The sequence below is a fragment of the Halobacillus litoralis genome (assembly GCF_009856355.1).
Lineage (GTDB): Bacteria > Bacillota > Bacilli > Bacillales > Halobacillaceae > Halobacillus > Halobacillus litoralis_B.
Genome location: NZ_WMEW01000005.1, coordinates 107,268 through 121,246 on the forward strand (window position 1 = coordinate 107,268; position 13,979 = coordinate 121,246).

Genomic DNA, 13,979 nt, shown 5'->3' on the forward strand with positions numbered 1-13,979 from the left:
TTTACCATGAAAGCAAAAGATATTCTTAAGTCGATGAAACCTTACAAGCCGGGAAAAGGCATTGAAGAGGTGAAGGAAGAATATGGTCTTGACCGTATTGTTAAACTCGCCTCCAACGAAAACCCATACGGTTTTTCTCCTGTCGTGAAGGAAGAGCTTCCAAAGCTCGTATCCAAGCTGGAAATATATCCGGACGGCTATGCGGCAGCGGTGAGGTCAAAGGTTTCCGGTTTTCTTGGCGTGGATGAGGAACAGATCATTTTTGGGAATGGATCGGATGAAGTGGTCCAAATCATCTGCCGCACATTCCTGGAGCCTGGTGCCAATACTGTAATGGCTTCACCAACGTTCCCGCAGTACCGCCACAATGCCCTCATTGAAGGGGCGGAAGTCAGGGAGGTTCCATTGAAGGACGGCCATCATGATCTTGAAGAAATGATTCGTCAAATTGATGACAACACCCGCGTTTTCTGGATCTGTACACCGAACAATCCAACCGGGGTTCATATCAATGAAGAAACGATAAAAGATGTACTGTCCAGAGTTCCTGAACACGTTCTTGTCGTCCTTGATGAAGCCTACTACGAATATCTGGAAGCGGAAGATTCTTTTGATGCGGTCGCTGCATTAAAGCAATATCCGAATTTAATGGTGCTCCGTACTTTTTCAAAAGCCTACGGTCTTGCTGGTCTGCGTATTGGTTTTGGCTTGGCGGATGCGGATGTCATCCAGGTGCTTGAGCCTGCAAGGGAGCCCTTCAACACATCTACTGTAGCCCAGGCAGCTGCCATACTAGCCCTGGATGATCAGGAGTTCATTTCAACGACCGTTGAAGCCAATCACAGAAATAAGAAAGCTCTGATGCGTTTTTGTGATGAGAATGACCTGGGGTATTACGATACACAGGCCAACTTCCTTCTAATCCAGCTTCCAATCAGCGGGGACGAGATGTTTGAATACCTTCTTACTCAAGGCTTTATCGTTCGATCCGGTGAAGCGCTCGGGCTGCCGAATTCCATACGTCTGACTATCGGTAAAGAAGAGGATATGAAGCAGATTCAACAGGCGATGAGAGAAAAACTTGAAATGGTTAAGCAGTCATGAAGCAAACGGTCTTGATCGTCGGTTTAGGTTTAATCGGCGGATCTATTGCTATGAATGTATCAAGAAAAGAGGATGTCTTCGTCGTCGGTATGGACGGGGACGAAGCAGCATTGAACATGGCGTTGAAGCAGGGTGTAATTGATCAGGCCTCCTTTAACTTTTCTAAAGCGGTAGTGGAGGCAGATGTATGTATCCTGGCCACACCGATATCTGTAACGATTGATTTCCTTCATCAGCTGGAAAGCATTGACCTGGTGAAACCGTTGTTAGTCACGGATGTATCCTCTGTGAAAAATCAGGTGTTGAAAGCTGCAAACCGATTGACGCATCCGATGCTTTCCTTTGTGGGCGGCCATCCAATGGCCGGCTCCCATAAGCAGGGGTATACAGCAGCGAAGCCTCATCTGTTTGAAAATGCCATTTACGTGCTGACCCCTTCTCAGAAGGGAACAAAGGAACAAGCGGAAAGACTGAAAGCTATACTATCTGAAACCAACGCGCGTTTTCTGACGTTTACAACAGAGGAGCATGATGAGATGACGGCCGTCATCTCCCATTTTCCCCATCTGATTGCTTCATCCCTTGTCCATCAGGCAAAAGTGTGGCAGGAAACACACCCTTACATTGAACATCTGGCTGCGGGCGGCTTTAAAGATATCACAAGGATAGCTTCCAGTAATCCGAAGCTCTGGCAGGATATTTTCTTTCAGAATAAAGACCTTCTGATTGCCATGCTGGAGGATTGGATCAGCGAAATGAATAAAGTCCGCACCTTCCTGAAGGAGGAAGCGGAAGAAGAAACGTTCGAATACTTAAAAGAAGCCAAGCTTTACCGTGATGGACTTCCTGTGAAGGAAAGGGGAGCTATACCGGCTTTTTATGACATTTATGTCGATATCCATGACCAGCCGGGAGCTATTCATGATGTGATCGGTCTCCTGGCCGCTGATGGGATCAGTATAAAGAACATCCAAATACTGGAAATCCGTGAAGGGATCACCGGGGTCCTGCGGGTAAGCTTTGCTACCAGTGAAGAACAAAAACTGAGTCATAAAGTGCTGCAGGAAAGAAAGTATGAAGTTATGGTGCAGCAGTAAACTTGGGAGGCAGAAAAATGACTGATATACAATTGCAGCCAACGTCGAAGAAACTACAGGGCACCATGTCTGTCCCTGGCGATAAATCGATTTCCCACCGGTCTGTCATCTTTTCCGGACTGGCAGAGGGAACATCACACATTACCAACTTTCTAACTGGAGAGGACTGCCTCAGGACTGTCGAAGCTTTTCGGGAAATGGGTGTGCGGATTGATCAAAAGGAAGACCGTTTGACGGTTTACGGAAATGGAATACAAGGACTTCAGGAACCGTCAGCCCCTTTGAATTTTGGCAACTCAGGTACAACGGCAAGATTGATGAGCGGGGTACTGGCGGGGCTGCCTTTATTCACCACCGCTTTTGGGGACGCTTCCTTATCTAAACGACCGATGGATCGTGTGGTCGTCCCATTAAAGGAAATGGGAGCGGAAATCTCCGGAAGAAACCAAAACCGTCTGCTGCCGCTGGCATTCACCGGACGTACGTTGAAAGGGGCTGTCCATGAACTGACCGTTAGAAGTGCGCAGGTGAAATCAGCGCTCCTTCTTGCAGGGATGCTCGCAGATGGGGAGACCAAAGTGGTCGAGCTTGGACAGACAAGAAACCATACCGAAATGCTTCTTCCTGAATTCGGCGTGGACATCGACGTTCAGGGTTCTGTAATCACCATTCAGGGTGGACAGCAGCCGCAGGCGTCGGATATAAAAGTGCCCGGGGATATTTCTTCAGCAGCCTTTTTCATTGTCGCGGCTTCCATCGTTCCCGGCAGTAACCTTACTATTAAGGATGTCGGGCTGAACCCTACACGGGACGGCATTATTCAGGCAATGAAACAAATGGGAGCGGACATTGACACAGAGATCCATACGTATATCGGGCGGGAACCGGTCGGCGACATCCGGGTTAGAGGCTCGCGTCTTCAGGCTTTGAAGCTGGATGGTGAGCTGATTCCGAACCTTATTGATGAAATTCCTATTATTGCTCTTGCGGCTACTCAGGCTGAGGGCACCACAATCATCAAGGATGCAGAAGAACTGAAATTCAAGGAAACCGATCGTATTGAAGCGGTCGTAACCACTCTTGCGAAACTTGGAGCAGATGTGGAGGCGACCGATGACGGTATGATTATTCATGGCGGGGCTTCCCTGCAGGGAGGGAGTATTCACTCTTATGGGGATCACAGAATTGGTATGATGGGCGCTGTTGCTTCTCTTATCAGCTCAGATCCCGTGACGATCGAGGATAAAGACTGTATTAATATTTCCTATCCTTCATTTTTCGAACATTTAAATGAAGTACTTCGTTAAAATAACTTCATAGTTTCATTGAAGCTCTCATACGATATAAAAAGCCTGCCTGGTGAGTAATCGTAGAGAGCTTCTTTGTATTTAAGAGATAGGACCTGAACCGTGTATGTGGTGTCAGGCAGGATCACCACGAGGAAAGGAATGAAGCTTCACGATCTGTTGTTTTTGAAAGCGTATTCGGGTCGGCAGTGTTGGTTTTCGGCGGCTTAGACGACGGAAAAGAAGGACCTGCTTCATCGGTTTGAACACCTAGTGAATAGCTTACGCAGCAGATAACTGGAATATGACCACATCCATGAAGCTGTCTGTTCTACATAAACAGACATCCGCACCCCGGCATCTGTTCTTCTTTTCATTATCACCCCCGTCAGAATGAAACCCTTGGACAATATTCGCCAGCGGAATGGAAATAACGTCGAACGACTGATTAGAAATGTGGTCTTCACTATATGGACATTATGGTATGATTGATCTGAAAGACGTGGTTTTCTTTTCGAAAGCCGGAACGTTTGAAGAGCAGGATAATTTCAGATATCATAGTGCTGTTCCAATAAACAAAAATAACGAGCGGACGGATGGAAAAACCATCCGATCTAAATAAAGTGAAGAATCACAAGCATGTGCTTCATGTGGAAAGGATGTCATCATGGAGGAAATACAAAAAGCCATTCGTCAAATGGAGGCCCATAAGACGGAAGATGCAATAAACACACTGACAAGCTATCTGCCGGAAGCGGATGAAGAGGAGCGTTTTACCATTGCCGAACTGTACATGCAGTGGGGAATGCTGGAAGAAGCAAAAATGGTGCTTCACGAACTGATTCAACGCTACCCAAAAGAGCAGGAATTAAAAGTAATGATGGCTGAAATCCACATTGATCTTGATGAGGATGATGAAGCAATTGAACTGCTTAACCAATTCGGACCTGAAGACGAGGATTATCTTCAGGCACTGGTACAGCTTGCTGACCTGTATCAGGCCCAGGGGCTGTACGAAGTAGCCGAGCAGAAACTTCTGGCTGCCAAAAATGTGGAACCGAACTCAGCTATTATTGATTTTGCTCTGGGTGAACTTGCTTTTTCAAATGGAGAGTACTCCAAGAGTATCCCGTACTATGAAAATGCGATGCACCATCAGCCTGTGATTGGTGACATAGAAGTTGCCACGCGGCTGGCTGAAGCCTATGCGGCCAATGGAGAGTTTGAGCAGGCGCTGGAATTCTTCCAGAAAGTCGAAGAGGACAATCCGGATGTTCTTTTCCGTTATGGTTTTGTGGCTTTTCAGGCGCATCGGAATGATATTGCCATTCACGTCTGGGAGGAATTGATCGAGAAGGATCCATACTTCCAATCTGTTTATCCACACCTGGCTCAGGCCTATGACTCTGAAGGAATGCCTAAAGAAGCTCTCGATATGGCTAAAAAAGGCCTCGCTAAGGACGAATTCAACAAAGAACTATATCACCTGGCTGGAAGTCTCTCACACCGACAGGGCAGCAAGGAAGAAGGGTACCGCTTGATGCGTGAAGCGGTGGCTCTTGACCCGGGATATAAGGAAGCGGTTCTTTTCCTCATAGAAAACTATAAATCCGATGGGGACTATGACCAGATCATAGATCTGATCCAGGAGTTAATTTCCCTTGGTGAAGAGGATCCAAACTATCTCTGGGAGCTCGCGCAGGCCCTGGAAGAAGAAGAACGATTTAAGGAAGCCTATGAACAATACAGTCAGGCTTACATTTCCCTCAAGGAAGATACCGACTTTCTAAAATCCTACGGATACTTCCTCGTCGAGGACGGCCGTATGGAAGAAGGGATCCGTGTATTCAAGGAGTATCTTGCCATTGACCCTGCTGATACAGAGATCGAGGATTTCGTTGAACGTCTGAATGAGGAATAAATGGAAAACTAAAGCGCAGGAGGGGCGCATATGCAGACACCAATTTCTGTGGATGAGAAAAAAGATTTTGTCCGCTGGTTTTTGAATCACTTTCAGTTGAAGAAGAGGGAAAGTGTCTGGATTCTGAATTATTTAATGAATCATGAATCTCTTTTATCCAGTGTCCATTTCGTCCAGGAAGTGAAATTTTGTCCCCGTGGTATGGAAATCAGCGCGCAGGGAGTTTCAGATCCCCCTTTCCGGTTTTATAAAGGCCAGGTCATGACCAACGATGCGGAGAAATCCTTTCATGATCTCCGTATGAATCAGGGTGAGCCGGTTTATATTCAGATGAATTTTGAAAATGTACAGCAATGTTCCAAATACGCACTCGTTCTGGAAGAAAATCCGTACCTTCCTAAAGATTATTATTTAAACGACCGTGATAAGAATGATGCGGACCGGCTTTTGAAAATCAGCCTTCTCCAGCACCGCAGAAAACAGATTGAAGACCAGATTGATGAATCTCTAGTCAACGGGGAGCGGACGGTCTTTGTGGAGTTGTGCGGCAGGCTTCAAAAAGTGAAAGAGGAACTGAGTGAGTTTTATTAAAAAATAAAGTCAGGAGCATCCTGTGATGTTCCCTGACTTTATTTTTTATTTTTATGTAGTAAAATATAGAAAAACGTACATAACAAAGGCAGGGGATACTTATGAAATGGACGAAGGCAGACACAACCCAGTACCTACCCGAAAAACAATACGTGGATACGTTGATGATTCCTCTTATCCCATTTGACCCCGCCGGGGACCAGCAGATGGTCGGCCAGGCTTTTCAGCGGGAATTGAATCAGGTATTTATGAACTTCATTGAGAAAGAATATAAAGGAAGGGTTTTTCTATCTCCGGATTATACCTACTTGAAGGGTAAGCATGAACACGAGAAAGATCGGTTGAATGAGTGGATACAGCGTTTTAGGGAACAGCCGTTTGAACACGTTTTCCTATTTACATTCGACAGCCGCTGGAAGAAATATGAGGCGGATGTGGACGGCCATTTAATCTGGGTGCCGGGAATGTCCAGCGGAAGCATAAAATCGACAGAGACCCAGGCATTTGTCAAAGAACAGGCCCGCGGAATCAGCGAGCTGATCCAGGCCTACTGGTGACTGGATAAAACTTCCGACAAGGTTTGATATTTTATTGACCAGGCTATAAGATTGCGCTATCATGGTAATGTCCTAGTTAAACCATGTGTGATCGATCCATGCTGCATGGATTACAGCATAGAGGGGGGAAAAGTATGAGCGATAAAAAGAGGGTGTCCCGGCGTCAGTTTCTAAACTACACGCTCACTGGTGTAGGCGGTTTCATGGCTGCGGGTATGCTTGCTCCGATGGTTCGATTCGCAATCGATCCCGTTTTGAAATCCAAAGAAGGCGGAGATTTGAAATCGGTTGCTTCCGTCGATGAGATCACAAAGGAGCCGCAGCGCTTCGAGTGGACCATCGATCAGGTGGATGGCTGGTATGAATCTGAAGTACAGAAAACAGCCTGGGTCTACAAGGATGACAATGATGAAATCGTTGCCCTGTCACCAATCTGCACCCATTTAGGCTGTACAGTGGACTGGGGTTCCAATGATGAGTACCCGAATGAATTCTACTGTCCGTGCCACGGAGGCCGCTACACGAAAGACGGCGATAACGTACCAGGCACACCGCCGACTGCACCATTACCTGTTTTTGAACACGAAACCAAAGAAGGTATGCTTTATTTAGGTGAAGCAAAAGACAGAGGGGGGGCATAACACATGCTTCAGAGAATTTACGACTGGGTGGACGAGCGTGTCGATGTAACCCCGTTATGGCGTGATATAGCGGATCACGAAGTTCCTGAGCACGTCAACCCGGCGCATCACTTTTCAGCATTTGTTTACTGTTTTGGTGGTCTTACATTCTTCGTTACAGTTATCCAGATTTTGTCCGGAATGTTCCTGACCATGTACTATGTACCAGATATCGAGAACGCATGGAAATCGGTTTATTACTTACAGCGAGAGGTTGCTTACGGTCAAATCGTACGTGGGATGCACCACTGGGGCGCCAGTCTCGTCATTGTGATGTTATTCTTACATACACTGCGGGTATTTTTCCAAGGCGCTTATAAAAAGCCGCGTGAATTGAACTGGGTGATTGGGGTCCTCTTGTTCTTTGTCATGCTTGGTCTTGGTTTCACAGGATACCTGCTTCCATGGGATAACAAAGCATATTTTGCTACTCAGGTAGGTCTTGAGATCGCAGCGGCAACACCGTTTATCGGAGATCAAATCCGTACACTGCTTGCCGGCGACCCGACTATTGTTGGTGCTCAAACGCTTACACGATTCTTTGCTATCCACGTATTTTTCCTTCCGGCTGCATTGTTCGGATTAATGGCCTTCCACTTTGTCTTAATCCGTAAACAAGGTATTTCCGGACCACTATAAAATAGCATAAGAAGGAGGGAAAGCTGTGCATAGGGGAAAAGGGATGAAGTTTGTCGGTGATTCAAGGGTCACTGCCGAACAAAAAGCCAATTTACCAAAAGACTATTCAGAATATCCAGGCCGCACGGAAGCGTTCTGGCCCAACTTCCTGTTGAAAGAGTGGCTGGTAGGAGCGGTCTTTCTCATCGGGTTTTTAATACTTACCGCTGCCCATCCGTCACCGCTGGAGCAGCAGGCGGATCCAAACAACGCGAGTTACATTCCGCTTCCGGACTGGTACTTCCTGTTCTTGTATCAATTCCTTAAATATCAATTTGCCGGCGGGGATTATATTGTTCTCGGAGCGATTGTTATGCCGGGTCTGGCATTTGGGGCACTATTGCTGGCTCCATTTCTTGACCGCGGGCCGGAACGGCGCCCTCACAAGCGTCCAATCGCAGTAGGGCTTATGATTCTTGGTTTTGCAGCCACATTCTGGCTGACTTATGAGTCTGTCACACATGCAGATTACGAAATGCGTGCTGAAAAATATGGTGTAAACGTGGAAGCGGTTGAATCAACGATTGATAAATCAGCTCCCGGTTATGCCGTTTATGAAGCCAACTGTCTGAGTTGTCATGGTGATGCCCTCCAGGGGCAGGGAAGCTATCCATCACTAATTGATGCAGAGCTTACTGTTGATCAGGTGAAGGATATCGCAGTCAATGGTAAAGGCGCCATGCCGGCTGGTATCTTTAACGGATCAGATGAGGAACTGCAGCAGCTCGCTGAGTTTGTTGTCGGAGCCGGTAGTGGTGAAGGAGGCTCATCCGAAGGAGAAGGATCTTCCGAGGGTGAAGGCTCATCTGAAGAAGAAGGATCTTCCGAGAGTGAAGGTTCATCTGAAGAGGAGGGATCTTCCGAAGATGAAGGTTCTTCTGGAGAAGAAGGATCTTCTGAGGGAGAAAGCTCTGAAGAAGAAAATTCCGAGGAAGAGAACGGTTCTTCTGAAGAATAAACGAAATAGATCGATGGATGCCGCGCTGAGACATGCGCGGTTTCTTTTGTTACAGGAGGACGGTTCAGATGAAACAGATGATATCATATTTTTTGACGCATCGGCTCTTTTTAATTTTATTATTTTTCATTAATCTTGGAGGAACCCTGTATGGGTACATATGGTATGAGCCGCAGCTGGCGGTTACGGATCCAATCTTTCTTATCTTTGTTCCTGACAGTCCTACAGCCAGCTTGTTTTTCACCATCTTTCTCGGCTTTTATCTTTTCGGGAGAAATGTTCCTTATATAGAAGCCCTTGCTCTTATCACTTTACTTAAGTATGGCGTTTGGGCGGTCGTGATGAACGCTCTGACGTTTATGGAGTACGGCTCTCTGCCATGGACAGGTTATATGCTCATTTTTTCTCACAGTGCCATGGCTGTGCAGGGGGTGCTGTATGCCCCTTATTATGCTATTCGTATCAGACATATCCTTTTTGCTGCTGTATGGACGCTTCACAACGATATTATTGATTACGTGTTTGAGCAGATGCCTGTGTATCCGGCTATTATGGAGTACATGAAGGAAATTGGATATTTCACTTTCTGGCTGAGCCTGGTATGTATTGGCGCTGCTTATTACCTTATGAAGAAGTCCGAACGTCTAAATCGCGCCCGCCTCTCATAAAATTTAAATAATCCAGACAATGAGAGGGGAGAAGTGAAATGGGACAGGTGTGTAAAGTTGTGTTCATATCCCTGATTTTCACACTCATGCCGCTGAGCCTGCATGCTGGGTGGGGTGAGGGAGCCACCGAACAGTGGGATCGATTTTACAACCAGTACAGGTCACTTCTGCATGACGGCAAAAACGAAACGGCAGAGAGGCTTCTGCATAGCAGGGTGCCGGATATGGAAAAATATATCGAAGGGCTGTCTGCGGAGGATCAGGCCGCCTGGGAGCATGTAAGCAGGTCAGAGGAAGAAGGGCGGCTTTCTGAAACAGCTCTCATCTTCTTTGAAGTGCTTGCTTCAGAGGACAAGGAACGAGCGTTGGAACAAAAATTAATGGCGTTTCATATGGGGATGTTTACAGTTCCGGTCGATCATGTCATTCAGGACTGGGAGACGCTGGAGCCTGTTGTGATGCACGTGCATGCCTCGGCTGAAACCGGTCAGGTCAGGCACGCCCTGGAACAGTATCAGCTTCAGCCGACATCGGAATCGGCGGCAGCTGCATCAGCAATGGTGGAAGCACTCATAAATGGCGGCAGTGAGGAAAATGTCTCTTTTATCGGTATGACCGCCGGTGTAGGCGGGTTTATAATCGCTGTACTCTTTTATGTAGGAATACTGAAGCATCCGGCACGTTCAAAAATTAGACACACAATAAAAGAACGTAATAGTTGATTTTCCGGAGGGATTTGACTAAAATTGACCTAAGAACCATTCTTATGGAGGAATGACAAATGAGTTTTATCATTTACTTTGCTTTGATTTTTATCATCCCATTGTGGGCCCAGTCTAAAGTGAAGTCTACGTACAAAAAATATTCACAAGTCCCTACTTCATCATCAATGTCAGGTGCTGAAGTAGCACGAAAAATTCTAAATGACAACGGTCTCTTTAACGTTGCGGTGGAAGAAGTCCGCGGCCATCTGACAGACCATTACGATCCACGTGCCAAGGTGATCCGCCTCTCCTCAGATATTTATCACGGGCGCTCAACAGCCGGTGCGGCTGTAGCGGCACACGAAGTCGGACACGCGATTCAGGATGCTCAGGATTATGCTTTCCTTCGATTCAGGAGTGCTCTTGTCCCTGTAGCCAGCTTTGGTTCCAACATTTCCATCTTCCTTCTTATCGGAGGTATGCTTCTACAGATGACCGGGCTTATTTTAGTCGGGATTGTCTTCTTCGCAGCAGCCGTGCTTTTCCAGCTGGTAACCCTCCCAGTGGAATTTGACGCTTCCAACCGTGCGATGGCTCAACTGGTATCGACCGGTGTTATCCGTAATGATGAAGAGCGGAAGACGAAGAAGGTGCTCAATGCAGCGGCTATGACCTATGTTGCGGGTGCACTTGTTGCCCTTGCCGAGCTTCTCCGTTTTGTTTTCATGTTTATTGGAATGAACGAAGAATAAACGATAGAAAAAGACCTCCGGCTGCGGAGGTCTTTTCTTATCAAGAGAAGTGATTAAAAGTGGTTGTTGTTTCTCACGAATCGCTTGTCGATGGATGCCTGCTGCGGGCACGGCCTCAGCTGAATTGGTCACGAAGATCATTTGACCATGTAGATCTTCGGCTCGCGCTGTTCCCGCAGGCGTCACCATCGAACACTCATTGTGGAATCAACGATGCCCCACCTAAAAAGAGTGATTTTCTTTGATATATATCAAAGAAAATCACTCTTTTTTCTTGTACAATGAAAAAATAGATAAAAGTCAGAGATCCATGTTAGACCGTTACATAGCCTTGCCTATCACAAGTCCTAAGTTTTTCGTTGGCCTCGGCTGCGGAGGTCTTTTTTATTCAATGGGATTTTTATTTTCATCCAGGGTGAAGCCTTCTCCCATGACATCATGGACGTGGCTGACAGCTACAAACGCATGAGGATCAATCTGTTCGATGATGGTCTTCAGCCGCACAATTTCGTTTTTCGCTATAACACAATATAAAACATCCCGTTTAGAACCGGAAAACGATCCGCGGCCGTCAAGTACGGTCACACCACGGTCCATCTCCTGCATAACTTTTTGTGAGATTTCTTGGCTCTTCTCTGATATGATTGTCGTCCCACGGGCGGCGTACGCACCTTCCTGGATAAAATCGATCACCTTCGCGCCGACAAAAACAGCGACAAGAGTATACATCCCGCGAACATGTTCAAGGTAAGTAATTGCAGAAACAAAAATGACGAGAGCATCAAAAACGAACATCGCCCGGCCCATACTCCAGCCAAGATATTTGTTGATGAGTCTGGCGATGATATCCACACCGCCGGTCGTTCCACCGTAGCGGAATATGATGCCTAAACCGACTCCGATAAACACCCCGGCAAATAAAGACGCCAGGGTAAGGTCGTCAGAAAGATCGATGGTAATCATGAATCGCTGGGACAGAGCGATAAATACGGAAACAGCGACAATGCCGATCAAGGAGTATAAAAATGTTGTCCGTCCCAGAATCCGCCATCCGATGAAGAGGACGGGAATATTCAAGACGATGTTCATAATCGCAGGATCCCAGTTAAATAAATACAGCAGTAAAAGGGTGATCCCTGTGAATCCACCCTCACCAAGTTCATTTTGAATGTTGAAATGAACGATTCCGAAGGAGAACACAGCGGAGCCCAGTATAATCAGGATGATATTTTTTAAACGCAGTCCGAAAATCTTCATATTGCCACCTCCATGGTCATGTGCACGATTCTCATTATAGTTGTTTGTCGAATGAGCGGCAATATGAACAGGCAGGAGAAGGTGGAATAAACGGAAAATTTGTCAAATGAGCTCCTTTTGGCTAACATTTAGAGAGAATCCGTGAAGGAAAAGAGGGAAATATGGTGAAGTATACAACACAGGACATCCAAAAACGTGTCGACGATTACATATCACAGTTTAAAGAAGGTTATTTCTCACCTCTCAGCCTGCAGGCAAGGCTTACAGAGGAAGTGGGGGAAATGGCAAGAGAGGTCAACCATAGATATGGGGAGAAGCCCAAGAAAAAGACAGAAAAGGATAAGGCATTGGAAGAGGAGCTTGGCGATGTACTGTTTGTACTCACATGCTTTGCAAATTCTCTTGATATCGATTTATCTGATGCCTTTGAGCAGTCCATGAGCAAGATTGAAACCCGTGACAAAGACCGCTGGACAAAAAAGGAGGAAAAGTAATGGAAACGATAAAGGTGATTGTAGCAGGACCACGTGGTAAAATGGGCAGTGAAGCCTTAAAAATGATTGACCGGGAGCAGCATCTGAGCCTTTCCGCTTGTATCGACCGGAAGTATGATGGTTTGAATGTCAAGGACATTCAGGAGCTTCCTGATCTGGATGCCGTCATTTATACAGATGCAGAAGCGTGCCTGAATGACGTGGAGGCGGATGTACTCATAGATCTCACGACACCGGATAATGGATATACCCATACGAAACTTGCGCTGAACAGCGGAGTTCGTCCAGTAGTCGGCACAACAGGTTTTACGCAGGAGCAGCTTCAGGAATTGACGGACCTTGCAGAGGAAAAGCAGCTGGGTACCGTGATTGCTCCAAACTTCGCCATTGGTGCAGTTTTAATGATGCAGTTCTCCAAGTGGGCTGCCAAGCATTTTCCCGATGTGGAAATCATTGAAAAGCATCATGACCAAAAGCTTGATGCCCCGTCGGGAACGGCAGTGAAAACTGCCGAATTAATCAAGGAAGTCCGTGAACCTCATCATCAGGGGCACAGGGATGAAAAAGAGACCCTGCAGGGAGCGCGTGGCGCTGACGAAGAAGGAATGAGAATCCATAGTATGCGTCTTCCGGGGCTTGTCGCTCATCAGGAGGTTGTCTTCGGGGGACTTGGGGAAACGCTCACAATCAAGCATGATTCCATACACAGGGAGTCTTTCATGAGTGGTGTGAAGCTTGCTGTTGAAAAGGCTGTTGAACTGGATACACTGGTTTATGGATTGGAGCACCTACTCGATTAAAGGGGGATAATGACCATGAATATTGCTTTGATTGCCCATGATAAAAAGAAAGAGGACATCATCCAATTTTCAAAAAAGCACGCTGCTGTTTTCTCCAAGCATGAATTGTTTGCTACCGGAACGACAGGCATGCGGATTGCAGATGAAACAGGGTTGAACGTTACACGCTTCCAGTCCGGTCCGCTCGGCGGTGACCAGCAGATCGGTGCGAGAATTGCTGACGAACAAATGCAGATGGTCATCTTCTTCAGAGATCCGCTTACGGCCCAGCCTCATGAACCGGATATCAGTGCTCTGCTGCGACTCTGTGATGTCCACCAGATTCCAGTTGCAACAAACCTGGCAGGAGCAGAGATCATGGTAAGGGCACTGGATCATGAAGATATCCAATGGAACAGCATCATAGAAGAGAACAGAAAACAGGAGTGAACG

General features: G+C 46.7%; 15 protein-coding genes and 1 pseudogene. 15 read left to right on the plus strand and 1 reads right to left on the minus strand.

From position 1 onward, the window contains the following. The first annotated feature begins 6 nt into the window (after positions 1-6). From hisC to GLV97_RS09315, 12 genes and pseudogenes are all read left to right on the plus strand, one after another. Positions 7-1,104 (plus strand): histidinol-phosphate transaminase, encoded by a 1,098-nt coding sequence (gene hisC, locus GLV97_RS09260; RefSeq protein WP_160889552.1) that lies wholly within the window; start codon positions 7-9, stop codon positions 1,102-1,104. After that, positions 1,101-2,201, plus strand: a complete 1,101-nt coding sequence (locus GLV97_RS09265) for a prephenate dehydrogenase (RefSeq protein WP_160889553.1) — start codon at positions 1,101-1,103, stop codon at positions 2,199-2,201. Before hisC ends, GLV97_RS09265 begins: the two co-directional genes overlap by 4 nt. A 17-nt stretch (positions 2,202-2,218) precedes the next feature. Continuing rightward, on the plus strand, positions 2,219-3,508 hold the full coding sequence (gene aroA, locus GLV97_RS09270) for a 3-phosphoshikimate 1-carboxyvinyltransferase (protein ID WP_160889554.1): 1,290 nt from the start codon (positions 2,219-2,221) through the stop codon (positions 3,506-3,508). Positions 3,509-4,154: 646 nt separating this feature from the next. Then, positions 4,155-5,408, plus strand: coding sequence for a tetratricopeptide repeat protein (locus tag GLV97_RS09275; RefSeq protein ID WP_160835804.1), 1,254 nt, complete (start codon positions 4,155-4,157; stop codon positions 5,406-5,408). Between the two features lie 30 nt (positions 5,409-5,438). After that, on the plus strand, positions 5,439-5,999 hold the full coding sequence (locus tag GLV97_RS09280) for a ReoY family proteolytic degradation factor (RefSeq protein ID WP_160835803.1): 561 nt from the start codon (positions 5,439-5,441) through the stop codon (positions 5,997-5,999). Between the two features lie 101 nt (positions 6,000-6,100). Beyond that, positions 6,101-6,556, plus strand: a complete 456-nt coding sequence (locus tag GLV97_RS09285) for a YpiF family protein (RefSeq protein WP_160835802.1) — start codon at positions 6,101-6,103, stop codon at positions 6,554-6,556. A 134-nt stretch (positions 6,557-6,690) separates the two neighbouring features. Further along, on the plus strand, positions 6,691-7,197 hold the full coding sequence (locus tag GLV97_RS09290; protein ID WP_027954407.1) for a ubiquinol-cytochrome c reductase iron-sulfur subunit: 507 nt from the start codon (positions 6,691-6,693) through the stop codon (positions 7,195-7,197). 3 nt (positions 7,198-7,200) lie between these two features. Beyond that, the gene (gene qcrB / locus GLV97_RS09295; protein ID WP_160835801.1) at positions 7,201-7,875 is read left to right on the plus strand and encodes a menaquinol-cytochrome c reductase cytochrome b subunit; all 675 of its coding nucleotides are present in this window, start codon (positions 7,201-7,203) and stop codon (positions 7,873-7,875) included. A gap of 25 nt (positions 7,876-7,900) precedes the next feature. Then, positions 7,901-8,659, plus strand: a pseudogene (locus GLV97_RS09300) (c-type cytochrome); the annotation flags it as partial. Between the two features lie 281 nt (positions 8,660-8,940). Then, the gene (locus GLV97_RS09305) at positions 8,941-9,540 is read left to right on the plus strand and encodes a DUF1405 domain-containing protein (protein ID WP_160835799.1); all 600 of its coding nucleotides are present in this window, start codon (positions 8,941-8,943) and stop codon (positions 9,538-9,540) included. Positions 9,541-9,578: 38 nt separating this feature from the next. Further along, positions 9,579-10,262, plus strand: a complete 684-nt coding sequence (locus GLV97_RS09310; RefSeq protein ID WP_160889556.1) for a hypothetical protein — start codon at positions 9,579-9,581, stop codon at positions 10,260-10,262. 59 nt (positions 10,263-10,321) lie between these two features. After that, positions 10,322-10,996, plus strand: a complete 675-nt coding sequence (locus tag GLV97_RS09315; RefSeq protein ID WP_160889557.1) for a zinc metallopeptidase — start codon at positions 10,322-10,324, stop codon at positions 10,994-10,996. Positions 10,997-11,380: 384 nt separating this feature from the next. Here the strand turns inward: GLV97_RS09315 and GLV97_RS09320 are convergent, their stop codons facing one another. Beyond that, positions 11,381-12,253, minus strand: coding sequence for a YitT family protein (locus tag GLV97_RS09320; RefSeq protein WP_160889558.1), 873 nt, complete (start codon positions 12,251-12,253; stop codon positions 11,381-11,383). A 161-nt stretch (positions 12,254-12,414) separates the two neighbouring features. On the opposite strand from GLV97_RS09320, the gene GLV97_RS09325 reads away from it, so the two are divergent. From GLV97_RS09325 to mgsA, 3 genes are read left to right on the plus strand one after another with little or no spacing between them, the layout of a single operon-like run. Beyond that, positions 12,415-12,747, plus strand: a complete 333-nt coding sequence (locus tag GLV97_RS09325) for a nucleotide pyrophosphohydrolase (protein ID WP_160835796.1) — start codon at positions 12,415-12,417, stop codon at positions 12,745-12,747. After that, positions 12,747-13,547, plus strand: coding sequence for a 4-hydroxy-tetrahydrodipicolinate reductase (dapB, locus tag GLV97_RS09330; protein ID WP_160835795.1), 801 nt, complete (start codon positions 12,747-12,749; stop codon positions 13,545-13,547). The genes GLV97_RS09325 and dapB overlap by 1 nt, the downstream gene beginning before the upstream one ends. A gap of 15 nt (positions 13,548-13,562) precedes the next feature. Further along, on the plus strand, positions 13,563-13,976 hold the full coding sequence (gene mgsA / locus GLV97_RS09335) for a methylglyoxal synthase (RefSeq protein WP_160835794.1): 414 nt from the start codon (positions 13,563-13,565) through the stop codon (positions 13,974-13,976). Positions 13,977-13,979 lie beyond the last annotated feature (3 nt).